Annotated in this window: 23 protein-coding genes (1 of these 23 cut by a window edge); 3 read left to right on the top strand and 20 right to left on the bottom strand. The window is 36.7% G+C overall.

What is annotated here, in order from left to right; translation table 11 throughout:
* From H0486_RS06320 to rsgA, 9 genes are all read right to left on the bottom strand, one after another.
* Positions 1–62: the 5' portion of a hypothetical protein gene (locus H0486_RS06320; protein ID WP_228352197.1), read on the bottom strand. It extends 691 nt beyond the left edge of the window; the window shows 62 of its 753 coding nt (coding positions 1–62); its start codon is at positions 60–62; its stop codon lies beyond the left edge, outside the window.
* Between the two features lie 186 nt (positions 63–248).
* Positions 249–1811: a sensor histidine kinase gene (locus H0486_RS06315; protein ID WP_228352196.1), complete on the bottom strand. Its 1563-nt coding sequence runs from the start codon at positions 1809–1811 to the stop codon at positions 249–251.
* On the bottom strand, positions 1808–2485 hold the full coding sequence (locus tag H0486_RS06310; protein WP_228352195.1) for a response regulator transcription factor: 678 nt from the start codon (positions 2483–2485) through the stop codon (positions 1808–1810). The genes H0486_RS06315 and H0486_RS06310 overlap by 4 nt, the downstream gene beginning before the upstream one ends.
* 163 nt (positions 2486–2648) lie before the next feature.
* Positions 2649–3200 (bottom strand): hypothetical protein, encoded by a 552-nt coding sequence (locus H0486_RS06305; protein ID WP_228352194.1) that lies wholly within the window; start codon positions 3198–3200, stop codon positions 2649–2651.
* 80 nt (positions 3201–3280) lie between these two features.
* Complete coding sequence (locus tag H0486_RS18420) at positions 3281–4276, bottom strand: Gfo/Idh/MocA family protein (protein ID WP_228352193.1); 996 nt, start codon at positions 4274–4276, stop codon at positions 3281–3283.
* 198 nt (positions 4277–4474) lie between these two features.
* Entirely contained in the window at positions 4475–5341 is an 867-nt protein-coding gene (locus H0486_RS06295; protein ID WP_228352192.1) for a GNAT family N-acetyltransferase, read from the bottom strand.
* A 133-nt stretch (positions 5342–5474) separates the two neighbouring features.
* Complete coding sequence (locus tag H0486_RS06290) at positions 5475–6320, bottom strand: hypothetical protein (RefSeq protein ID WP_228352191.1); 846 nt, start codon at positions 6318–6320, stop codon at positions 5475–5477.
* A 437-nt stretch (positions 6321–6757) separates the two neighbouring features.
* Positions 6758–7729, bottom strand: a complete 972-nt coding sequence (locus tag H0486_RS06285) for a GNAT family N-acetyltransferase (RefSeq protein WP_228352190.1) — start codon at positions 7727–7729, stop codon at positions 6758–6760.
* Positions 7726–8808: a ribosome small subunit-dependent GTPase A gene (gene rsgA, locus H0486_RS06280; RefSeq protein ID WP_228352189.1), complete on the bottom strand. Its 1083-nt coding sequence runs from the start codon at positions 8806–8808 to the stop codon at positions 7726–7728. Before rsgA ends, H0486_RS06285 begins: the two co-directional genes overlap by 4 nt.
* Positions 8809–9575: 767 nt before the next feature.
* Here rsgA and H0486_RS06275 point away from each other — a divergent pair.
* Complete coding sequence (locus tag H0486_RS06275; RefSeq protein ID WP_228352188.1) at positions 9576–10439, top strand: YitT family protein; 864 nt, start codon at positions 9576–9578, stop codon at positions 10437–10439.
* A gap of 97 nt (positions 10440–10536) precedes the next feature.
* Positions 10537–11349, top strand: a complete 813-nt coding sequence (locus H0486_RS06270; protein WP_228352187.1) for a DUF2935 domain-containing protein — start codon at positions 10537–10539, stop codon at positions 11347–11349.
* Between the two features lie 13 nt (positions 11350–11362).
* Here H0486_RS06270 and H0486_RS06265 read toward each other — a convergent pair whose 3' ends face one another.
* From H0486_RS06265 to H0486_RS18750, 10 genes are all read right to left on the bottom strand, one after another.
* Positions 11363–12148 carry a tryptophan-rich sensory protein gene (locus H0486_RS06265; protein WP_228352186.1) on the bottom strand — a complete coding sequence of 262 codons (786 nt, stop codon included), beginning with the start codon at positions 12146–12148 and terminating at the stop codon, positions 11363–11365.
* 238 nt (positions 12149–12386) lie between these two features.
* Positions 12387–13145 (bottom strand): M15 family metallopeptidase, encoded by a 759-nt coding sequence (locus H0486_RS06260; protein WP_228352185.1) that lies wholly within the window; start codon positions 13143–13145, stop codon positions 12387–12389.
* A 103-nt stretch (positions 13146–13248) separates the two neighbouring features.
* Positions 13249–14307 carry a DUF5305 family protein gene (locus tag H0486_RS06255; protein WP_228352184.1) on the bottom strand — a complete coding sequence of 353 codons (1059 nt, stop codon included), beginning with the start codon at positions 14305–14307 and terminating at the stop codon, positions 13249–13251.
* Between the two features lie 187 nt (positions 14308–14494).
* The gene (locus tag H0486_RS06250; RefSeq protein WP_228352183.1) at positions 14495–15517 is read right to left on the bottom strand and encodes a hypothetical protein; all 1023 of its coding nucleotides are present in this window, start codon (positions 15515–15517) and stop codon (positions 14495–14497) included.
* Positions 15518–15667: 150 nt separating this feature from the next.
* On the bottom strand, positions 15668–16879 hold the full coding sequence (locus tag H0486_RS06245; protein ID WP_228352182.1) for a signal peptidase I: 1212 nt from the start codon (positions 16877–16879) through the stop codon (positions 15668–15670).
* 63 nt (positions 16880–16942) lie between these two features.
* Entirely contained in the window at positions 16943–17410 is a 468-nt protein-coding gene (locus tag H0486_RS06240; RefSeq protein ID WP_228352181.1) for a hypothetical protein, read from the bottom strand.
* A gap of 151 nt (positions 17411–17561) precedes the next feature.
* Positions 17562–18284, bottom strand: coding sequence for a hypothetical protein (locus tag H0486_RS06235; protein WP_228352180.1), 723 nt, complete (start codon positions 18282–18284; stop codon positions 17562–17564).
* Positions 18285–18367: 83 nt separating this feature from the next.
* Positions 18368–18988, bottom strand: a complete 621-nt coding sequence (locus H0486_RS06230) for a LuxR C-terminal-related transcriptional regulator (RefSeq protein ID WP_228352179.1) — start codon at positions 18986–18988, stop codon at positions 18368–18370.
* A gap of 63 nt (positions 18989–19051) precedes the next feature.
* Entirely contained in the window at positions 19052–20788 is a 1737-nt protein-coding gene (locus H0486_RS06225; protein ID WP_228352178.1) for a sensor histidine kinase, read from the bottom strand.
* A 257-nt stretch (positions 20789–21045) separates the two neighbouring features.
* Entirely contained in the window at positions 21046–22284 is a 1239-nt protein-coding gene (locus tag H0486_RS18750; RefSeq protein ID WP_330594446.1) for a CAP domain-containing protein, read from the bottom strand.
* Between the two features lie 472 nt (positions 22285–22756).
* Between H0486_RS18750 and H0486_RS06215 the strand changes: the two genes are divergently transcribed.
* Positions 22757–22939, top strand: coding sequence for a hypothetical protein (locus H0486_RS06215; RefSeq protein WP_228352177.1), 183 nt, complete (start codon positions 22757–22759; stop codon positions 22937–22939).
* Between the two features lie 187 nt (positions 22940–23126).
* On the opposite strand, the gene H0486_RS06210 is transcribed toward H0486_RS06215, so the two are convergent.
* A complete protein-coding gene (locus tag H0486_RS06210) occupies positions 23127–24275 on the bottom strand; it encodes a DUF4317 domain-containing protein (RefSeq protein WP_228352176.1) in 1149 nt (382 codons plus the stop codon).
* Positions 24276–24307 lie beyond the last annotated feature (32 nt).

The following is a 24307-nucleotide window of genomic DNA, read 5'->3' as shown; positions in this document are numbered from 1 at the left end:
TGGATACATCCTGTTAATGTAACCATTAATAGTGCTACAGGTATAAGCTTCCAACGTTTCATACGTAACTCCCCCATCACAATTATCTTATTTGTATTACGGATTGATACAATTAACATATTATCACTTTTTGTAAATTTCATCAACTACATTTCAGTGTTTTAAAGGTGTATAATAGAACGGTTTTCACTATTTCATGCAAATAGTAAGAAACCGTTCTATATTTAATACATAAATTTATCTTTGAATTAGGCCTTTGTATCTAATTCGAACCAAAATTCCATACCGGTGGGTCGATTAATAGCTCCAAAATTCTGATTAAGAGAATTCATAATCGCTTTTACTATGGATAAACCAATTCCACTACCCCCGTATTCCCTTGTTCTTGCTTTATCGACTTTATAGAACTTAATCCAGATCTTATCTAGCTCCTCCTCAGGAATATTGTCACCTGTATTAAATACAGCAACTCGAACCTTGTTTTCCATTTGAATTAGCTTAATTTCAATAATTCTGGCACCATTCACATGGTTTATAGCGTTGCTGAGATAATTAGATACAACCTGCTCTATCATATATTCATCAGCCCAAACATAAATTGATGGATAATCCTCAAAATGCAACAGTATTTCTTTCTGCTTGAGCAAAATATCTGAAGCAGCAATGATTGAGCGGATAAGGGCCACAATATCAAAGCGCTCAAAATTGACCTGATTATTCCCAAACTCTAATTCATTTAAGCTTAGTAGCTTTTTCACCATCTTGTTCATTTTATCTGCTTCGTCCATAATGACCTCGCAGTAAAAATTACGGCTTTCTTCATCCTCGTTGATGTTTTCTTTTAGCCCTTCTGCATAACCTTGAATCAAGGAAATAGGTGTTTTCAACTCATGGGATACATTGGACAGAAATTCCTTTCTCATCTCGTCAATTTCTGTCTTTTTCTGAATATCCGACATAAGTTCATTATTCGCTTGTTTGAGCTCAGTAATCGTATTCTGTAACTTATCTGACAGAATATTGATGCTGTTGCCCAGTACTCCAATCTCATCCTTTGTTTTTCCCTTATACTTTACATCAAAATCCAAATCTGTCATTTTCTTCGCAATTCCAGCAAGATCAAGAATTGGCTTTGTGAACTTCTTGCTGATTATCAGCATTGCCAGCGTACCGATTATTACCGCCAGTACTCCGATATATGCCAAAAACTTATTCGAGATTACAACACTTTCCTCAATACTTTCCAGATTAGACCTTATTAATACTACCGTATCATCGTCTGTCTCATCGAAATAATCATCGAGATTATCTCCAAAGAAATCCATGATACTAATGTCCATAAGATCAATGTCTACAAGATCGATATAGTTCGAGTCCAATGTTCTGTCATGCAAACTAATAATCCAATAATCCTGTGTTTCCTTTAGAATTTTCTTATCTTCGATATCCTTGTTCGATCCGGGAAAACGATACTCCCCTATCATATTCATAATCAAATTATATTCCCTTTTACCGAAATTGTCCGGTGCCGGATAATATACATTAAGATCCTCATCGATTACATAAATGTCGATATTATAATCCGTGGCTAACCGCTCCATCATAACCGTATCATCTTCGGACAAATAAGCCCCCTCACGATTTTCACATATTTGCTGAATTTTCTGATAGGCATGATCAAGTGTCTTTATTTTACTATGAATATAAAAATCCGATAAAAAGGTTCGATTAATAATCCATGTCAGAAATATTGTGAGTATCACCATTAAAGATAGTAAAACAACTAATTTTAAACGGATTGAATGCTTCATGCATCTACCTCAAACTTATAGCCCAAGCCCCAGATCGTCTTAATATAGTCACCCTTCTGACCCATTTTACTTCTAAGCTTCTTCACATGGGTATCAATCGTTCTGGCATCTCCAAAATAATCATAATTCCAAACATTATTTAATATTTTTTCCCTTGATAATGCAATTCCCTGGTTGGTGACAAAGTATGTCAACAGTTCAAATTCCTTAAAACTGAGTTCTATTTCTTTCCCATCAATCTTAACCTGGTGAGCGGATTTATCAAGAACAATCCCTCCAACTTCGATCAGTTCCTGATCAGTGGATGCGGTTCTTCTTAATACTGCCTCAACTCTGGCTACAAGTATCTTCGGGCTAAATGGTTTGGAAATATACTCATCCACACCAAGCTCGAAGCCTAATAGCTCATCTTTCTCATCGCTCTTTGCTGTTAACATAATGATTGGTACCTTGGAATATTGTCTGATTTCTCGGCACACCTGCCAACCATCCAATTTCGGCATCATAATATCCAATATAATAAGATTAATTTCTTTATCAGAGAAGAATATATCAATTGCCTGTTCTCCATTCTCCGCTTCTATCACTTCATAATTCTTCCGCACCAAAAAGTCTTTTACAAGCTTACGCATTCTGCTTTCATCATCTACAACTAAGATTTTTAGCTTATCCATTTGGCACCTCCTATGTTAATCATTCTTCCTAATCTTAACATATAACTATGTCGAATTTGTGAAATGAATCGAAGGAATCCCAGAACAACGAAGTGAACGCAGCTATGTGTCGAATATTGCTTCTGTCTAATCCAACGCATATCCATTATTGGCTGAACTGCAATTATTCTGCTAATTTCTCCTGTTCCTTAAGCGCTTCCTCTCTCTCGTTTAATTCTTCTTCCCAGGAAGAATATTTATCAAGGATCTGATTCTCATAATCCGAAATCATACTTCGGTCACTTAATAGAGAAATAATAATCATTGCAATAATAATTCCTATCAAGAACAAGTTAATGATACGCGAATTTCGTAATCGAATACGAAAGTTCTCTATAGCAACCTGTTGTTTGCGTTCCTTTTCACTTTCCAATGATCCAAAACCACGTGATTGTAGTCCTTCTCTTTCAATTTTGATACAGGGTAAATTATCCTTAGAGATAACTCCTTCCCTCAAAATTCGATCCTGCAATTCCTTCAGGAAGGCATAACCAACGACCGTCTTTAAAGTCTTGCGTTCAATAAGCTTATTATATAGCTTTACTACCTTATTCAAATCCTTCATATCAGTATTGGCTTTGATATATTCGATGGACTCCAGTTCTCTCTTGGCTTCCCTATAATCCCGTGCGTCAGAAAAGCTATAGCCTTCTACAATATTCTCATTCTCTTTCATGGTTACCTCCCTGATGACGTTGAACGGCATCCATATAACTATGTGCTTTACAACCTCGTTTTATCTATCGTATGAAACCTCTATTTCCTATTGTTCTCTTGAGGATATTGTAAGCCCCAAGAAGAACGAAGATCATCCATAATCTTCATAATGTCTAACGTGTCTCGTAATGGGATGATATCACTTTCCATCTTTCCTTCCCTGATACAACGATTAACCTCCTCCGCTTCATAAACATAACCATTGGAAGGATGTTTATGATGAAAGCGCTCAACAAGAGTGCCCTGTTCATCATATCTCATCGCAGTATCAGCACCATAAAATTCGGGTACTTCAATTCTCCCTTTATCGCCAATGATCACTGCATAGCATCCGGTATTAGTCGAAATGGCTGAACTTAAACTTGCCATCACACCTTCATTATAAACAAAGGATATTACATTCATTTCATCCACATTGCTTTTCCCCAGGTAAGCGCTACCAACAACCTGATCTGGTAATTTTCCCATCAAATGAATTGCATAGGAAATTGGATAAATTCCCACGTCAAGCAATGCACCACCAGCCAAATCCGGATTGAAAAGTCGGCTTTTTGCATCAAAGGCATTTTGAAATCCAAAAGAGATATTCATATATTTAATCTCTCCAATTACTTTATCATTAAGCCATTGTTTCACCGTCTTGGTCACTGGAAGAAATTTCGTCCACATAGCTTCCATTAAGAACACACGATGTTCCCTTGCCAGGTTTATCAAATATTTTGCATCTTCTTGATTTATTGTAATCGGTTTTTCACATAGCACCGATTTCTTATTCGATATACATAAGGCGGCATGCGCTTTATGCTCAGAATGAGGCGTACCGATATATACCACATCGATCTCGGGATCATTCACCAATTCCTCATAGGATCCATATGCCTTTTTTACATGAAAACGTTCAGCAAACTCCTTCGCTCTATCTATACTTCTTGATGCCACAGCTGTTATTTCAGTATGTTCCATTGATGCTAATGCCGTTGCAAAACTTGATGCTATTGAACCCGGACCAATAATTCCCCATTTAACTACTTTCACAGCAACCTCCTGCTTATCATTTTCTCGTTTTCTATATTTTACACTTGAGATATCGGAAAAGCAAGTATCTTAAAATGTGACATTATTCTTATATGAAAGAAGCACCCTAAGAGGGCAAGTACCAGTGAGCTTTCTATTTAATTACGCTCTCTGGCTACTTATCAACCGCTTCACAAGGATGCTTATGATATATATTCATTATTCTGCTCTTTTGTGAAACAATGCATATTCACAGCTATCTTCCAAGACATGAAAGCCTATTTTTTCATAAACCCTTGCATCAAGAGGATTTTTCCTTTCTACAAACAAAGTACAGAATTCATTTCCCTCTGCCATCAGCTTCTTACATAAGTAATACACATTTGCTGCTGCATATCCCTTTCCACGATGTTTTTCCGGCGTAAATACATACATTATAGCGCTTCCCCGCGATAATTCTCTTGCGACAATTGCCATAGATACCACGACATGCTCCTTATTTTCAAACAGGTAAACCTTCTCTCTTGATACAAAGTCAGTTGCCTTGCTTAGAATTTCTTCATAATCTGTTTCATTTGCGAAGGTTTCTATTAGATATCGGATCATCCAATCCGTTAGTATTTTAATCTCTATGTTCAGAGCCAAACGTTGATTTCCCTCAATTGGTGTAACTTCATTTACATTACGTAATTCCATGATGTCCATTTCCAGCCTGGGAGAGGACGTACATGGTATATGTTTTCTATATTGATCGATAAAACGATGGCAAATTTCCTCCTTGGCATTAATGCTTTGAACCAATACATTTTTATTACCGAGATTATCTGCCAAATACGAGGAGGCCTCTAGCATACCTTCACATTGTATGGTATAAATCAGGAGGCATTGATTAGAATCAATGCAAAAGAGTAGTATAGTATCCTTCTCCTCCAATACTGCTCCAAAGTATTCCTTATCTTGGGTTCTTAAAGCTCTTCTATGATAAGCATGGTAGAGGATATTTTGGCTTACTGCTTCTCTTTGCAGCATAACTCTTTCATAATCATTTAAAAATGATGCCGCGTCCTTATACTCCTTCAATATCATTAGGGTCCTCCTTTCTTACTTCAGTTTATTCAATAATAATCCTATTATTAATTTGCCCATAAAAGACCATTTTAAACATAAACAGGCCTTTCAAGGATGATATTCCATATCCTATAAAAGGCCCTCCATTGATTTATACTGTTTTCTTCTTATTAACCATAAGAATTACTGCTCCAACCAGAACGGCAGCTCCTGCTACAATCAGTACAAGGATCGGAGCGGATAAGCTTTTTGCTTCTTCCTGTACACTGGTAACCACTGCACTGTCTTCTGCTACCGCTTCAAGCTGTACTTCTACATCATCCTGACCGTCATCTGCTATGGTTGTTTGATAAATTAATTCCGGGTCAACCTCGAGTACCTCTTCATCAGCGCCTTCGATTTGTACCTGAGCCTCTTCCCCTTTATATACTCTTTCTTCTATTAAATCCTGCTCCTCCTGAGTATGAGTCACTGGCGCATCCGCTGGAATCTCGTCCACAAGCTCTTCGTTCTTCTCAGTCTTATTTTCTTCTGCCTTTTTCTCCTCTGTTCTGTTCTCTTTTGTCTTATTCTCCTCTGATCTTTTCTCCGGCTGAATATCCTCTTCTACTACCTGTTCCTCTGCCGTATCGGTTGTTGTGTATAGTATATTCTCTTCCGCCTGAACAACCTTTACATTTTCCTTGCCAAATAGCTTGTATAGATATTCTGCATTTTCTTTGGTAAAGGGTACAATTCCGATTTCAACAAAGGAATCGGACACGCCTGTATAATAAATATCGAAACCTTTTGCTTCTATTTCCTCTGCCTTATCATTAAATACTGTTTGATCTATTCTTTTCTGAAGTTTCATTAATTCACTCGATATATCTGTCTGCTCTTGACCTGCAGAAGCAGATGTTCTACCTTCTGCTACCTTACCATAGGCTATTCCAGTACTCAGTGTCGATATACATAATCCCAACATAACTGCTTTCATCAACTTTATCTTTATCATATTTTCTCCTCCAAATTAATTCGTTTTCATATTTTCATTGTGTTTCTTTTTATTTTCTCACAACCAATACGATGATCTGCCATCCTATTCATAATGAATACCCTTCATTACGCAAACCATCTGTTGATCGCTTCCTCTAATATATGTCTCATCATCATATCTATGTAGTCCTCTTTTGGTACCGAAAGTTGACTACTTTAATACCCGACCTCCTCTATGTTCTTGTTTCTTATCGTTTACAATCATTAGACGTTATTATAGAATATTATGTTCCCGATTTTCATATGAAATATCCACCAATTATCACTTTTTCAAGTCAACTAAATAAGGTATAAAAAATGGAAGAACGAGATCTTAAACTCAAATCTCGTTCTTCCTCGAATATTTACTCACTAATGCTTATTACTGCTACAGCTTATAGTTCTTCTTCATTGGATTTATAGTATTTGCCTATCGTCTATTCTTCTAACCACACTACTTGTATACGCTTTGAAATGCTTCAGCCAAAATCCACGAGCATTCGGATTAAAGCTTTCAAAATCCACACCCAAGCGAGTATAGCCCTCCTCCTTGAGGGAACTCATTAAATACAAAAGCAAATTATGATATATTCCAATTCCTCGATACTTTGGATTACAATAGGCTCCGCAGATATTCATCATACCTTCCACATCTGTTGCAAAGTTTTCACCTGTTCTGTCAATTTTCACATATGCTACATAGTCCGCTCCTATTTTTACTGCAAAGTATCGAGTACCCTCCGTTGTACGGCGATATAACTCATCAATATCAATCGTATAATATTTCAAAAAAGCAGGACTGTTCCCAAGATGACTAATCAAATCATTGTGCTGTTCTATCAGCAACCCCCACTCATTTCTTGAAACCTCGCGATATACAGGTGAAAGCTGTGAGAGTTCTGAATTGACCATATTCTCTGGTATATTCTCAAGGGAACGTATCGCATCAATGCAGCGTATACCAAAGCCATTATAGAAAAAGCTATTGATGGCCTCTTTATCATGAGTATATAAAGCAATAGCATGACTTAAGATTCCTGCCTTCACCCATTTATCGGCTGCACTTTGGTAAAGACGGGAGTAAATTCTCTCCCTCTCTGACCCTGTGAAATCATGTAATACTCCATGTGCATGTATTGGTGAAAAGGTTCCTCTTACTCCAGTAGTACCAAAGGCATCCTCAAACGGAGAATAAGCCCCCAGAAAGCCAATCATGTGATTTCCCTCAAATGCCACAGCCCCTAAGTTATTTTCTGCAAAATGCTCTAAGCCCGGAAGCACTTCAATTCTAGGTAATTCCGGAACCACCTTACGCTCTCGTTCATAATTCTCTGCTGCTATGCTTCGTGCTTCATCAATATGACTTATATTAAAATCCTTTATTCTCATAATGATATTCTCCTCTTTCTTAATTCTTTGTTGATTTTCTTGCCGAACTCTTTCTTCGATCGCAGATATGCTGCTTTATCTTCTGTAAACTTGGCTTCTCCCTTTAACCGGAGATAATTTCTATAGCGCGACCGGGACAATGTTCCATTTTCTATTGCCTGAAGGATGGCACAACCAGGTTCATTATTATGACTGCAGTCTGAGAATCTGCATTGCCCAATCAGTTCTTTAATGTCAGCGAATGTCTCACTCAGTCCATCCTGGACCTCCCACATTCCCAATTCTCTCATTCCTGGAGTATCAATTATCATTACACCATTCTTTAGCATAATTAGCTGACGATGGGTCGTAGTATGGCGACCTTTGCTATCATCCTCCCTGATTGTATTCACAGTCATAATCTCTTCTCCTGCTAAAGCATTGACCATAGTTGATTTTCCAACTCCTGAGGATCCAAGAAATACAATTGTCGAAGCGGGCTTCATATATTTACTAAGTTCTGACAATCCTAACCCCGTCAACGCGCTAACCACCACAACATCTACACCTATCGCCTGCTCCTGAACCATTCTTAATTGCTCACTGAAATCATGAACCAAATCCGCTTTTGTTAGCAAAACTACTGGAGTTCCACCACTTTCCCAAGCAACGGTAATGTATCTTAGAATTCGATTTATATTAAAATCATGATTTAAGGATGCCAGAATAAATACATAGTCAAAATTAGCCGCTACCACCTGTTCCAAGACCGTCTTCACATATCTCACATTATGTCCTGAATTATCCGGTCTGGAGAACTTGGATTTTCTCGGATATACCTTTGCAATTTGAGAATCACCTGATTCATTATATTTTAATAACACAAAGTCTCCCACAGCAGGAAAATCATCAGACTTTATATCCTCCTTGTAAAATGTACCTTTCAGCCTTGCGTTACATTCCCCATGCATAGAAATTACTTTATATAATTCTCGATGTACTTCCGTAACTCGAGCGGGAATACATCCATCTGCTGTCGCAGTTTTCCCGATTTCTCTATCATCGCTTGGCACAAAGCCATAGCTTTTCATATCAATCATCGTAATCCTCCCAATTTGTTGATTTTGTAAAATACTTTTCTAACTTCGATCATATCGTTCATACTAACCTCCCTTCTATTAAACTTTAGCTTCTTCTAATTTTTGTGGATTTCTAGACTTCTTCTAATTTTTGTAGATTTCCGGTCGATGTTTTCGATTAATTTATCCTCACGATATTATCTGTCCTGGTACATAACCAAGCAATTTTGCTTGATTTTTGACATAAAAATACCGCAGAAAGCAGCCTTGTTGAAAGCTGCTCCTGCGGTGCATATCTCACGATAATTGATAGTTCGCAAAGTGTACGTTCTATCATTTAAGGCACAAAAAAACACACCCTTAAGTGTGTACCTACATAAGCATTAGTTTTCACGAAAGGTTACTTTTAACGGTATCACAAGAAAACGCAACGAAAAGCACTTCTTGTTCCACCTCCATATGAAGTTAATCGAAAACCACCTTTAATTCTACTGACATGAAAACAACTCCTTTCATGATATCCTATGATATCGTTAATTTATATTATGATTGCCAATTGAACCCTTAGTTATAAGTGAATAAAAGGTATTCAATCTAGAGATATTATAATGTATATTTTACCATTAATCAAGATAAATTTATTCCATATTATGCAAATGATAATGACGAAGACTACTTTTGCCGAAATATATAGAGAGCAGTTGTAGAATCAACTTAAGAACACATAGAGAATGCATCTTAGAAATTATATAGATGTATATTGTCTGGAAAAGAGCGGAGGTAAATCTGTGAATCAGAATTTGTTTCAGAAAAATAGCATAAAGGACTATGTGTTTATCACTCTAGGTGTCTCACTTGTCGTAATCGGAGTTTACTTTTTTAAGTTTCCAAATAATTTTTCCATCGGTGGTGTCACTGGTGTTGCAATTATACTTAGTAGGCTTCTTGGTCCGGCTATAAGTTCAGGAACCATCGTACTAGTTATGAATTTAATCCTATTGCTTTTAGGCTATCTGATTCTCGGAAAAAGCTTTGGAAACCGCACTGCCTATGGCAGTATTCTCCTATCGGTATCACTTCGTATATTGGAAGTACTGTTCCCCCTTGAGAAACCTCTTACTACTGAACCAATGCTTGAGCTAATGTTCGCTGTACTTCTCCCAGCCTTAGGAACAGCTATACTGTTTAATATCGGCGCTTCTACCGGAGGCACAGATATTATCGCTATGATATTAAAGAAATATACTAATATCGACATCGGCCGCTCGTTACTAATCAGTGATTTTCTGTTTACGATTATGACCTTCCTTGTATTCGATCTAACCACTGGCTTTTTCTCAATATTAGGATTGCTTCTAAAGTCAACCCTGGTTGATACCATAATTGAAAACCTGAACTTAAATAAATATTTTACCATAATATGCGAAAATCCAAAGCCCATCTGTGATTATATTCTTCATAATATTCATCGGAGCGCCACAATATTTGACGCCAAAGGAGCCTTTGCCGATAAAGATAAGAAAATCATACTAGCAGTCATGAACCAATATCAGGCGGTTCATCTTCGAAAGTTCATTAAACAAGTAGATCCGGATGCTTTTATACTAATCACAAATACTAGTGAAATTATTGGACGTGGTTTCCGAAGTTAAAGCAATACCGAGGCATTATCTTTCGAATTCAATTCTTAATCTATTTCTTAAACCTACTGCATATATTATTAAAAACAAATGTGACAGGAGGTTACAATTGAAAAAATCATATGAAATAGATACTGCTCTGTTCGAGCATAGATTCTGGTTGCAGATTATGGGGGATCACGCCAGATTCATTTTTACAACTCTCGCACCCTCGGAGTCGGAGTACATACTGATTTCGCAGGAATTTATCCGTCTTTTTGATCAGCTCCTGGAGCAGTCACATAAACAGTCATCAGACTCCGAATTGGATAGCTTAAATCGCAAAGCATACGAAGCTACTTATCGATTAAGAGAATTTATTATCGAACTTCTTTCCATGACGTTAAATTCTGAGTTAAAATCTCATATGTCACCTTCGTTTTATAATGATATGCTAAATGAATTAGAAGAATACTTGTTTATTCTGAACTCATTTATGAATGGCGAAAGCCCTATACTGCATCCGCTTCATTATCATATGCTATGGCTAACTGATGCAGTTGGTCATGCTGCTACCCTTGCATCGGAGCTGGATTTGGTGGAAAAGGATCTGATCGATAAGGCTATCCGATATGAGATAGAGTTTCAAGACCTGTATATGAAATCTCTGCAAATGAATGGATATCTTAGAACTCAATTACATGAATTTCCTGCTTTAAACCGTTTCACTGAACAGGTTGTGATCGTAATAGACAGTTTTAAAGAATATTTAGAAACCATTCGGGATCAAAGAATGGATGGGCGGATTTTGGGCACATTAATGCCACTTATGGCAGATCATATGGTTCGAGAAGAATGCTATTACATCTGGAATCTATCCAAGAACACCCATAATATCAGAAAGCCTGATTGTGACCCTACAAGACCTAGATTGGATGATTAAACTATTTATAGGATTATCTGTTTTTCTTCTTATAGATGATAAGATATCCGGTCTCAACCATCATAACTATTATTATGATAACCAGAGCAATCATGATCTCCGGATACTGTCGATTCAAATGAGTTTTGGAATAATGATTTACGAATATACCGATAAGTGACCAAATAACGGTTAAGCAATAAGCGATATCTTGAAACTTAACAATTCTTAAAGATACAACCAGAAGTGTCATAACCAATATAATTATTGTCCATAGCGACTCCGAAAGGCCAAATCCCTGCCATCGTATGCTAACCAAGAGGACTGTTATATTCATAATTGTGGCAATTGTAAGCCATGCTCTATAGATTCCAAAGGGTATACGGATAAAAATATAATCTTTAATGCTATATACTTCATTTGTAAGTGTTACTCCTATGTATGTCATACATCCCAGCATGCCCGCCACTAGTACAACTGAAAGTGCAATAAAATCGTAATGCCAGGCAAAAACCCATGCCACGTTGCATAACGAGGATAGCGAAAACATAATTCGAATATTCATGAATACTTCTGGAGCTATTCTAGACTGAAGTTTCCCATTAAATTGATAAATAGAAAAGGCACAAAGCAAGAGAGAAAGAGGAATCCAAATGATATAGGTATAGGATGCCGGCATAAACAGATTCGGATATGACTCATAGAGTTCCATTGTTCTCATGTTGTTAATCGGCAGAATGTTAGCCAGAATATTAACAAGTACCATGATGATAAATGAAACAATCGTAAGGAGCTTTCCAAGTATACTTTCATTTCCCATATAATTACCTCCACTTGTCCGAATTTTGCTTCAAATTATACTGTCTGTGTTAGTATTGCTGGTAATGACTTGCGCCGGAAAATAACCATCTATTTACTTTTCCTAGTACTAAAGTACTATATACTAAAAATAGTCCTAATTTTATCAATTGTCAATAGGAAATGCTAAATTTTCCAATTATTTCTTGAAATAAATCTTTTAAATACCATAGTATATTAAACATGAGGGACGTAATCTATTAGAAGGAATGTAGATACCTAATGTAATACTCATCATAAGTCAAATTACTTTGGTGCACCGCTTTCGCCAGTTCTTTACCCAGATATCGAAAATGCCACGGCTCATAATCATAGCCAGTAATACGTTCCCTGCCTTTCGGATATCTGAGTATAAACCCATACCAGTGTGCATGATCTGCCAGCCATCTTCCCTCTGGTGTGTTTTCAAAGGTTTGCTCTAAATCATTGATATCCACCGCCAGACCTGTTTGATGTTCACTATGACCAGCCCTGGCAGATACCTTATCCCTCTCTCTTTGGTAATCCTCCATATTCATATCAGGAAGCTTATTTTTAAGATATACCTTATTCTGATATGAAAAGCTGCGAAAGGTTGAGATTGCTTCCAAATGAAGTCCTTCTTTAGCTGCTCCACTACACATATCCTCAAACGCGATTCTGGCATCCCTTCTCAGGAGTAATCCCTGCGGATTAAATTGGACATCGATCGGCTCCAGATCACATGGTGTATATTCTGATGGTAACTGCCTGTACTTATTTACCAGAACAAGCGGGTTATCCGGATTCGATATTAGAGTAATATTTGAATAAAACTCCTCCAATAGGCCAATATTTACATAAGTAATAGCCTCAATCCAATTGCAGTGTTTATGCAACTTGTGATACCTAAGGTACTCCTTTTCCTGTGCTTCATCATAGAATGGCAGATATTTGTATTCTGATAGTGCAAGGATATCCCACGTGGTGAACTCATCCATATTTATCGCCCCTTTTTCTGATTCATGCCTAATAACGTACCGGATATGCTCCCTTCAGGTAACTGCTATCATAATCTCTATATATGATCATTATGTGAATTTTTTAATAAATATGATATAAATACAAGTTATCCCCATCAATTACATGAAGCATAAAATCTTCAATAATACTGATTTCGTCGTATTGATAAAAAATGGGCTTCTGTATTTCATCTGATATTTTTATTAAGTCATTGATAGAATTAAGCTCATAGGTCTGACGAAATTTCTGTTCTGGTTTATTATGTATTGCAATCATCCTGCTTCCGTAATTTTTAATCAGCTTCCTTGATTTCGCTATTAAGATATCATAGGTACCAGGAGCCTCCGTAATAAGTAACAGAATTATAATAGCGATGATACATATAAAAAATAATACAGCAAATAAAGTTACCAATTTGTAGTTGATCGGAACCGTTACATCAACCTGATCCACAATCATATCATTAACCGGATCAACTCCACTTTTATTAATTGTAAAAATGCTTTCTAATATGGGCAATGAAATGGAGCTTGCTACCGGTGTACTCAAATTACCGTTGGGAGTTACAATGCTCAATGTTCCTTCCATACAAACAACCACTTCAGTGGAAATATTCATTCCAGTGACCATTTTAGCTTCTGTGGCAAAGGCTTCATAATCATCCAGCCCAAATTCAACCTTTGCTTCTTCATATAAATAACTGTCTGAAACTGCGACCCTTCTTTTATCAGTAAGGGGGAACAATTTCGACCAGTTAATTGCCTTTCCGTCATTTATATATTTATACCCATTCACATAGGCATTTATTTGGTACTCTAATTGCAATTCTGCAATATCGGAACTCTGATATTCGGTGGAAAAATTTACTTCAATATAGTCTAACAGGTTGCGGGAATACTCAAGACCTTCTCCTTGAATAGTTCCATCGTATACTATATTTTCTTTAATATGTACCAGATAGTCCGCTTTGGGCTGCAGTGTATATTGATATAAGGTATGTTCTTCTTGTATCACTTTATCTGAAGTAAGTTCACGAACCAATCGAAATCCGATATATGCTGCTATAGCAAGAATTCCGATTATTATTCCATATTTTATACTTGTTTTGAGTTTCATCTTTTTATGTATCTTATTTTTCATATTAATCTCCATTCTGCCAAAGCATTGTAGGCTTTGTTGGCATTTCTATGATCGTAAACCATTCTTCATGTAACATACAGCAACAAGCAGGCAAAGATTTACTCTACCTGCTTATTGCTTTATAAAGATTCCCGGTTAACCGAGCGAATATCTTATAGACTTACTTCTAAGGAGAAGTAGTCGGTGCCTACTTTGTTGATAAAATATTGTTCCAAGCTTTGTTGGTATCATAATCTACATTGAATTGATCCCATAAGAATTCTACTGTTACATAAGCGGATTTTAATTGCGTATCAGCATCTGCATTATCCGATACTGTGCGGTCACCTACAACCTTACCAGTTGTGTATTTACCTTCTGCATCCGGATCCATTGCTAAGGAGAAGTATACATCCATTCTGTTGTCATCGGGATCAACATACAGGAACTCGTTCTCAATCGCATCTGTAGCTGTATATAATTTAGGAAGAGCACTTAAGCGGATAAAATCCACATTACCCAATCTGAAGAAGTCCTTATCTGTTATAGTAGTTCCTTCAGCGAGACTCTTGAATACATTAACATGACCCTGTTGCTGGCCAGTCTCGGTACTGCAGTATTCTCTTTTAATATGAAGTGCAACACCAAGCATATTCAATGTATCATCATTAATTGTACCTTCTGTCTTAGCTACAATACCACTGAGTTTTGCAGTCAAGGTTCCCATGTTTGCTATATCAGCCTGGAATACCTGAGCATAGCCAGGATATACCTTATCCAATGTAATGCTGATGGTGTCAGCTAAATTAGTGGAAGCAGGATAGCTTCCAGGACCATATTTCTCAGAGCCAAGCTGCTCAACATTATTCTCTAACAAAGCATCGAAGGTTGTAGTAGTATAACCGGATACATACTTATCATATGCTTCCAAAGTACCATCTGATGCGATTTTGTTATAAGTAGCGCCACTACGGCCAGCTCCTTTGAAGTAATAGTCACCGGTGTAACCAGGGGTAGCACCTTTATCAATACCATGAATGATGGACCATCCACCTTCATTATCCGGATTTGCATATTGTCCATATAGCGACAAATCCATGAATTTAACCTTTAATTCTCCTGTGGACGCTGTCGTACGGATATCTAATTTATCCGTCCAATAAGCATATCCTGTTCCCATGAGTAACATGGAAAGTACCAAAACCCCTACAATAAAACGTTTTCTCATCATACCTTATATCTCCTTTAATATAAAATTAGGTTTATCATTAAACCCTTCCATAATTATACAGTTGAAGTAATTCACTTTCATCACACGAAAGTGGAATTTGAATGCTACTTTCGTGTATCTATGTACTCCAAAGTGGTATGATGTTAAATATCAGTTCTCAACTCCATCCGGTTGTTCTTCATCGATAATTCGCAACCATAAAGAGGGAAGTCCTACTCTCGGTACAACCTTTACCAAGGTTCCTCGAACCTCTGCTGGTAATACCAATCTTACATCCTCTGTAGTATTATTATCACCCTTGGTTCGAAAACTGATATTGCCCACCTTATCTTCAACTATTTCCACAATTCTATGAGTAATCATGACCTCATCTCTGGAAAACTGTATAATATCGCCTTCCTTCAGATTATAGATATCCTGTTCTTCTGTAATCTTTTCAATTAGTATCACATCTCCCTCCTTAATCAGAGGACGCATGCTACCGGTTACAATGATATTGGGATAGATCGGAAATACACCTATAACAAACCATATCAACAATACAGAAAACCCAAGTGTTATTGTCCAGCTTATGGTCTGATAAATACTTTCTCTCGTAATGGGTATTTTCTGCCTTTCCTGTTCATACTTTCCTGACAAGTACAATGCCTCTACAATCGGGATTGCTATACTGATCACCCCTTCTGTTATCCATTGCAAAATAGGGATAGCCGGAGAAATTCTTAGAAACGCTTCCATGACACCCAGATACAGCAATGAACACTTAACTCCCCCATATAATGCAAAGTAAGACAGAAGGACACTGATACTCAGCTCCGGTCCCAGATGCTCTGAAAACACCTTCATAAAGTCCTCTGCCTTGCTTAGAGGATAAAAGGATTCCATACTTAAATTGCTAAATGCCATTAATACAGTAACAATCCAAAAGGTTTTATTGACCCCCCTTCTGCAATAGGTACACAGGCAATATGATCGAGTATATTCCTTGGCAATCAACTCAGGTGCTACCCTAATAAAATTTACCAAAATCCCCATTATGCTCAAGTCATAAGGGCTTTTCCCAAAGTTATCGATTAGTAATCCTGCAACGATTCTTGAAGCTAAAAATATGGTTGCACATACTATCGTGTCAAAAAAAATAGAGTCGCGTTTTCTAATTCTTCCAATCGGATGCATCTTTGGAAGAAACCAGATTATTATACAAAAAGAAATCCATAGAAACGGCATAAATCTTCCATAGAAATTCTCTCCCTTATATAACCGGTTTAATGGCGTATAGGGTAACGTTGCAATTAGTAGCGTACTTATCATAAGTGTATTACTGATAAGTCGATATTTATTATGAATCATATTTATCATCATAGTAGTTACTCCCTATCTAATAATTTACCAATCATGGGACTTCATCCATCCTATCAGATTGATTTAATTCTGGGCTTCTATCTGATTTGCAGGAGTCTCCTCCTGATCCAATGATTCTGTTTCACCTTCTGTTTGCTCCTTCGGAGAGATTAATTCCACATTGTTTTGATTATCCTGTATTATACTTTCTTGCTCTTCCACCAATCCTTCTGTCTTATTTTCCCCGTCTTCTGTTATAGGATGAGATGGATCGACTTCCATTTTTGGCAAGTCAGATAAATTACCTTCATCATCGAATTTTCCTTCTTCACTGAATATTTCTTCTTCACTGAATATTTCTTCTTCGTTTTCTCCTTCGCCTATCTTTATATTATCTTTATTTATATTAATCTCCACCGCATAAGAAGCCGATAGTATCGCTGAACCATGTATCTGCATCTGGGTGGTCCAATACCCGTAGCCAATTGATACCATGCTTATGCTGATGCATCCAACTACAATTAAGATCATTAATTGCTTCCAGAACTTCACATTTTCCTCCATTCATGCGTATTATATAATCCGCTGAAAGCATCTCCGATACGATACGTTATTTCTGTTACTTAGGGATTATCATTCATACACATATCCAACATTATTTCTTGATTTTTTCCACAAGACTATTGCTTTGCCCGATTATCTACTATTGATCAAATAGCAAAGGAATGTGGAAATCATAACAAGCGGTCACCTGTAGTGAACCACTTCCTTCAGAATTCTCTTCGATTGCTTCATTTACCTCCACTGGTAGCTCCATACTTGAAATATGAAATTCCATATCATTATTCATACCCATAGGAATTCCGCTGATAGTAATATAGCCAACCACAGCATCCTCCGTATTTGTAACATTATTGGTTCCGGTAAATCCTTCTATTAAGGTCGGAAAAATCGAAAGCTGCTCCACATCCACGTCATATTTGCCTTGTGATGTGATCAGTTCCGCATGCACTCCCTCCTCCGATAGATAAAACGGAATACTTCCCAAATCATAAATTCCTGGAGAAACATGCTTAAGTCCTTTCTCTGGATCAGAAGCAACCATACGATACCGAATTACCAAATTGGATTCTCCTCGCATCATTGCATCCAGTACACCTTCTTGAATATTATCTACTATGAGGGTTCCACCATTGGTACTAACCGTAGCACTTACCGGATATCCGTATCCGCCATTCACATCCACTAATTCAACCGAGAAGTCAGTCATGGTATCGGAGTAAAATATAAAATCCAGTATTGATGTTGTAACCTTAGTAGCAATCAGGTTAGAATTCGTCCACGCCGCATAGCTGAAGCCAATGCTCAATATACTGATCAATGCAGAGCAAAATAGTATTGCTCTATGATATTTCTTTCTTCTCATTCTTCCTCCATTCTGCCTAAGGCATTCTTGTTGATGTGTGATGACTTTCAGCCGCATTATACCAATTAGCAATTCAATTCTTTCTATCTCCGATTAACCCCATATAGATTTCGTGCAAAGAGAACTGCTTCTGTACGGTTTCTCAGATTCAGCTTTCCCAATATGTTGCTGACATGCTTTTTGGCTGTTCCTTCCGATATAAAAAGTGCATCACTGATCTGCAGATTAGTAAATCCTTTGCTTAATTGAGATAAAACCTCCTTCTCTCGTTCCGTCAAAGTCTGTATCTCCTTTGGTTCATTACAAAATGATTTGTTGACAAGTTGCGGTGAATAGTATCTTTCTCCACGATGAATCACTTTGATCGCATAAAGAATGTCCTCCACAAAAGCATCCTTTAAAATATAACCATCAACCTCCATCTGTCTCGCTCTCTTAAAATCCAGATAATTATTAGAAGAGGTCAATATAACATATTTATACTTTGTACTATTTAATCTTGCTTTTTCAATGAGATCAAACCCATTTTCATTTCCCAGATGCAAGTCAATAATCAGCATATTGATTGGATGCATTCTTAAAATTCTCATTGCACCTTCAATGGTATCTGCCTCTTTAATCTCATTTTCGGTCATTTCCATTGCTAATATTTCAATAATTCCTCTCCGTACTAACGGATGATCATCCACAACAAGTATATTCATATTGTCATCATCCCCCATCTACAAGCTGTGTTTTCATTCAAGTGCTCTTATTGATAATTGATATTAAGCTGCGGATCTGCAGGGAATGGACATAATTATTTCTGTGCCTCCCATGATCTGAGTATTTATTTCTACATGTCCATTCAATAAATCTACAATGCGATAGATATTGCTAAGTCCAAGACCCTTATCATCCTTATGCATATAATCATTGTAGTCAAATCCAGTTCCATCATCAGTTATCCGTATGTCAGCACATGAATTATCGATTACTATTTTTACGTTAATATGTCTTGCTTTTCCATGCCTAACCGCATTATTCATAGCTTCACATATCACACGATATAAGCCATTTTTACGGTTAGCTGTAATCTTTTGTGTATCGCCTTCTATTACGGTATATGCTTCTACCCCATGTAAGGTACGTATATCCTCAGTATACTTCTCAAGCTTAATCCTAAAGGTATCCACTCCCTGTTTATCCCACGAAAATCCGTATATTGCTTCTCGAAGCTCCTTCATGGTAATATCAATGGATTGCTTCACATCAAATAATTCTTTTTTTAAATTCTGCAGTTCCATATTCTGATTCGCTGCACTTAGGACATAAAGTTTACAGGAAATTGCAAATAGCTTTTGAAGAGCAATATCATGAATTTCATTAGCAATTCGGTTTTGCTCTTCACTGATCAATAGCTGTTCTTCCATTTCGTCAATTTCTAACCTTTTAACAATAATTCCTGCAATCTTCATAAAAATAGGCATTACCCGATTCTGATCGAAGATTTCTTCCTTCGTATTGATAAATTGCCTTTCCCCCTGTTCGTATTTATATATGTTCCACTTTACGTTTGACACTAATACAAATACCCCGCAGGGATCGTCATCGTACATCACAAAATGAATTGAAAGTATCTTATCATCAAAGCGATAATAGCCTGAAGTATGTTCCTCCGATTCTCGTTCCAATAAATCCATGGTATATAAAACAATTTTCTCTTCCTCTTCTTCTTTCAGTCCGCAAGCCGTATAGGTACCCCTTTTTTCATTTGGAGTCAGACGGATAAACAGAATTTGCTCCACACCGGTTAAATACTTCATATGACTGGTTAATTCCTGAAGTATGTTATCATTCTTGTGAAGGTTGAAAATATTAACTGTCTCATATATTTCGATACAGTACTTTAATGTCTTTTCAACCTTTAGCTTTGCTTCCTTTAATTCCATGTTGATCGTTGATAAGATATCCGTTTTATCTTCCACCTTAACTGCATAACGAATTAGCTGAAGTATACCTTCCACCACCATGATATAGCTTATTGCTGTATTAAGGTACAACCGTATCAAATCATAGTTATGGTTTGGTGCAAATACATATAAAGTTGATACAATTGCCGAGACAAAGTATACACCTGCAAAAATCACAGCAGTTAAATGGGATAATTCAACTGCTGCAATAAAAACGGAACTTATATAAAACCATAGAAATGGGCTGGCAAATCCACCAGAAATGACAATGATAATACTGTTTTCAATTGTTTCCACTATACCAAGTATGAAGATTCTAGTCTTATTGGATCGATTGTTAAAATAAAGAAGAGTTAATGTAATATAAGCCAGTACCATACCTGCAATAATCACAAGTCGATGAGCAATATCCTTTTGAGGTGCTGTGATATAATAGAACAACAAGGTTACCACAAAGGATAAATACCGGTATAGTACTAGAATATTGCTAACAGTAATTCTTTTTTCGTATTTTCGAATCAATTCATGATACTTAGCTTTCATATCTTTCATCTATTCAACATCCTCTGTGTCTCTACATTATATTTGGCAAGTGTTATAATATCCATTTATTTACAATTCATATATTAACTTATTTTTCTCAAATAATCAAATATAAGTGTTCGACAGTTTATGTATAACCATAACATTTTATGCCAAACCAAATGGTAATATATGGTTATCCTGTTATGTAAAGAAGCAAGTGGGCAGTTAGTTATATGCTCACTTGCTTCCTAGTAATTCCGATATCTACACAAATTTATTTATGATTAATTCGTGAATAACTGTGTCCAGTAGATGGTTCCGTTCTTCTGATAAACCCCGATACCGATCGTATTAAAGTTTGCATTCAGAATATTGGCTCTATGACCTGGAGAATTCATCCATCCAGTTACAACTTCCTGAGGAGATTTCTGTCCATATGCGATATTCTCACCGGAGGTCCTATAGGACACCCCATATTCTTTTAATACAGTTGAAAAGCTTGTACCGTTCGGTCTTGTATGGGAGAAGGACTGCACAATTTCCTGTGCACGTTTATTGGCTGCTGAGGTTATTGTTGAGTTCGTGGTTAACGCTGATAAACCTGCGTTTGCACGTTCCTGATTTACTAAACGTAATACCTCATTGGCATAATTGCTTGTATTTGATGAAGGCGCAGTCGTAGGAGCAGGCTTGGTGGTAGGCTTCGTCGCTTCCGGTTTCTTTGTCGGAGCCGGTACTGTAGTAGGTGTCGGCTTTGTTGTAGGTGCCGGTTTTGTTGTAGGTGCAGGCTTTGTTGTAGGTGCAGGCTTTGAAGTAGGTTCCGGTTTTGCTGTGGGAGTAGATTGTGTGTTATTCTTAGACCCGGATCCCTGGATCATATTTAATATCTCTTCTAGTCCTTTTATATTCTGGATATTGCCCTTAGTTATATTGGAATATCCATTCTTCTGTAATTTACTCACAACTTCATTGACTGAATCACACTGTGACAAGTCTACATTCTTATATATATATATCTGTTCGTTCTTGATCACCTTTTGATCAATCACAGCTTCTTTTTCCTTTTTTACCGCCGACTGATTCGTTACATTCCTCTCTTCTGTATATGGAATTTTATCCTCATCCGCCTCTGTACTCTTGCTCTCTGACTTATCGTCATCTTTGAATTCTGCATTATCTAAATCATTTATAGCTGTGCTATCTGTCTTGCTTCTTTCATTAACCATGTTATCTGTTGCAGCATCATTGATCACTGCTGCCTCTGTATTTTTTTGCTCCACATTTTGAGGGGTGGCCTCATTTACATTGGCTGTAGCTGTGGATGTGTTTTCTTCGACTGTATTTATATTGTCATTTGGGACAACTGTCTCTTCTATAGGATTTGTAACATTTTGTTCTACGCTTGTAGTGTTGTTATTTGTGCTCATTTCCTTATGAAAATCTATTCGATTTTGGTTTGCACCAAATGCACCCAGTAGTGACAATCCTAGTGTACATAGCGATGTTAATATAAATCGTTTCATATTGTGTACCTCCTTTTTGGTAACTATCTGCTGCTCCCTTAGACTAACACAGACGGTATAGGGGTTCAATAGTTAGATACTGGTGGATTTCACATCTCTTTCCGACTTTTTTCCAATATATAGAAAATTATTTACCATTGTTCAAATATGATAGTTTAATTGATTATTACATAGAAACCATTGCTAATACGGGCCTTGATAAGCAATAACGATAATAGCACCTCCCCTATATAATTGGTAAAAATACTTAATTTATGATTATAGATAAGACATCATATTTGTTACTGCTTTTTTAATTATTATTACATTTATATTAAATGCTTTTAATATATCTAATATTGTGCTAGTGCATCTAATGACAGTTGCATATGAATATTATCAGGAAATTTGTAAACAATAGGAATAACTGTGAAGTTCCATACTCCCACAGGTATATCAAAGAATATTACATCAGAAAGGTTAGGAATACTAGATGAATAATCATATGAAAGAAAGTAAAGCCACCCCTAAAAAAGGTTCAAGTACTCATAATTCAGTGAATGGTGATACCCCTTCAAGAAATGAAATCGGCAATAGCCCAGAAATCGGACAACCCGATCCTTCGATTGCCACACCGGTGATCCCCTCTGAAATGCCGTCTAGAGAAATAAAGTAAAGGAAAAACGTGCAAAGTAAATAAAAAGTAGTACCATCCTATCTCATAAGAAATGATCAGAATATATATTCATATATTAAGATCCTGTTATGAAATAGGATAGTACCACTTATCTTGTCAGCATTATATTATTATGAATTATATTATTATGAATTATATCATTATGAATTGTATCGATATTATGTAATTAATCTACTCTACTATTACAGCTGGTTTTCACCGAAATACCATTGACCTCTACCTGATCGGTAATCTCAATTACCAGACATCTGCGACCATCTACTATTTTTGTCTCCACTAATTCCGTTCGATCCGGATTTACTTTAATAATCACATCAGGCGTCTTCACTTCAAACACTCTTGTGTTTGTTACATTTGCAGCCAATAAAGATACATTTTCTCCTGTTACTTTATCAAAGTTTTTATCGAACTCTTCTAATTTGTCTTCCTCAACTCCACTTTCTGCAAATATACTCTTCACTTCTGTTTTATCTAAGACCAACGGTTCGGGTATTTCCTTTTCCTTGTGTTCCACAATGATTTCATTCAGCTTTTCATGAATGTTTTTCACAATCTCATACTCACATTCATCTCCGAGAGTCTCCTTTATTAGGGTCTGAAAGGTTTCCTTCTGGCCTCCGGCTGATAAAGGAACTTCACATCCCAGTAGCTGGTTAATAAAGTCGTCATGTAATTCCTCTGAATCCTTTGAGTAATATAATATACTATGTATATCTGTGCTACGATCATTAAATGCAGGGAATAGGAAGCCATTATTAGGCATTCCAACTACCCAGTCCTGAATTCGTTTTTGAATTTGGTTCGTATCCTCATGGTAGCTTAATCCCGGCTTTGAAAGATTCACGGGACAGATACTACACAGAATATAGCGGTAAACTTCCTCCGATGCATCGTCCATCATTATTCTATCACCTGTTTTACCGGGAACATCATAGGCAGCATATAATAGTAATATCAAATAATTCCCAGTATAATCATACATTTGAATTACCTTATCATAAAACTCATCCAAAAGGGTTTCGTCCTTCAACTCACTGTCTCTTAGTTTAAGAAGGAACTCCTGGGTACCACCATTAAATTCAGTCTCCGTCGGAAAATCCATATTAATTAGGTTCTTGCCGATTGTACCAGATAAGGTTTTCTTAAATATTTCAAAATATTTGAAGGTTTCTTCCTCCGGAAGACAAAGAAAGGATTCGGTAAACTTTGTTTTAATTACTTTCTCTCCATCCACATAACAACCGCTTACCTTTGTGATGGCGCAGTTTTCATGCTTGAATTGCTTTCTGATTTCAATTATCTCACTGTTAATCATGTCATTCTCCATTGCACTGTTAATGCTTCAAA

This window comes from Variimorphobacter saccharofermentans, assembly GCF_014174405.1.
In the GTDB taxonomy this organism is placed as follows: Bacteria; Bacillota; Clostridia; order Lachnospirales; family Lachnospiraceae; genus Mobilitalea; species Mobilitalea saccharofermentans.
Note: the sequence above shows the minus strand (reverse complement) of the source record. Positions and strands in the feature narration are given on the sequence as shown.

Bases quoted from the DNA above. Each gene is read 5' to 3' on its own strand.
- H0486_RS06245 (WP_228352182.1), bottom strand. From the start codon at position 16,879: ATGATGATAAATATGATTCATAATAAATATCGACTTATCAGTAATACA.
- H0486_RS06305 (WP_228352194.1), bottom strand. From the start codon at position 3,200: ATGAAAGAGAATGAGAATATTGTAGAAGGCTATAGCTTTTCTGACGCA.
- H0486_RS06265 (WP_228352186.1), bottom strand. From the start codon at position 12,148: ATGGGAAATGAAAGTATACTTGGAAAGCTCCTTACGATTGTTTCATTT.
- H0486_RS06285 (WP_228352190.1), bottom strand. From the start codon at position 7,729: ATGAGAATAAAGGATTTTAATATAAGTCATATTGATGAAGCACGAAGC.
- H0486_RS06235 (WP_228352180.1), bottom strand. From the start codon at position 18,284: ATGAGAAGAAAGAAATATCATAGAGCAATACTATTTTGCTCTGCATTG.
- H0486_RS06260 (WP_228352185.1), bottom strand. From the start codon at position 13,145: ATGGATGAGTTCACCACGTGGGATATCCTTGCACTATCAGAATACAAA.
- H0486_RS06250 (WP_228352183.1), bottom strand. From the start codon at position 15,517: ATGATGAGAAAACGTTTTATTGTAGGGGTTTTGGTACTTTCCATGTTA.
- H0486_RS06310 (WP_228352195.1), bottom strand. From the start codon at position 2,485: ATGGATAAGCTAAAAATCTTAGTTGTAGATGATGAAAGCAGAATGCGT.
- H0486_RS06255 (WP_228352184.1), bottom strand. From the start codon at position 14,307: ATGAAAAATAAGATACATAAAAAGATGAAACTCAAAACAAGTATAAAA.
- H0486_RS06290 (WP_228352191.1), bottom strand. From the start codon at position 6,320: ATGATAAAGATAAAGTTGATGAAAGCAGTTATGTTGGGATTATGTATA.
- H0486_RS06295 (WP_228352192.1), bottom strand. From the start codon at position 5,341: ATGATATTGAAGGAGTATAAGGACGCGGCATCATTTTTAAATGATTAT.
- H0486_RS06315 (WP_228352196.1), bottom strand. From the start codon at position 1,811: ATGAAGCATTCAATCCGTTTAAAATTAGTTGTTTTACTATCTTTAATG.
- H0486_RS06215 (WP_228352177.1), top strand. From the start codon at position 22,757: ATGAATAATCATATGAAAGAAAGTAAAGCCACCCCTAAAAAAGGTTCA.
- H0486_RS06210 (WP_228352176.1), bottom strand. From the start codon at position 24,275: ATGATTAACAGTGAGATAATTGAAATCAGAAAGCAATTCAAGCATGAA.
- H0486_RS18750 (WP_330594446.1), bottom strand. From the start codon at position 22,284: ATGAAACGATTTATATTAACATCGCTATGTACACTAGGATTGTCACTA.
- rsgA (WP_228352189.1), bottom strand. From the start codon at position 8,808: ATGATTGATATGAAAAGCTATGGCTTTGTGCCAAGCGATGATAGAGAA.
- H0486_RS06225 (WP_228352178.1), bottom strand. From the start codon at position 20,788: ATGAAAGATATGAAAGCTAAGTATCATGAATTGATTCGAAAATACGAA.
- H0486_RS06230 (WP_228352179.1), bottom strand. From the start codon at position 18,988: ATGAATATACTTGTTGTGGATGATCATCCGTTAGTACGGAGAGGAATT.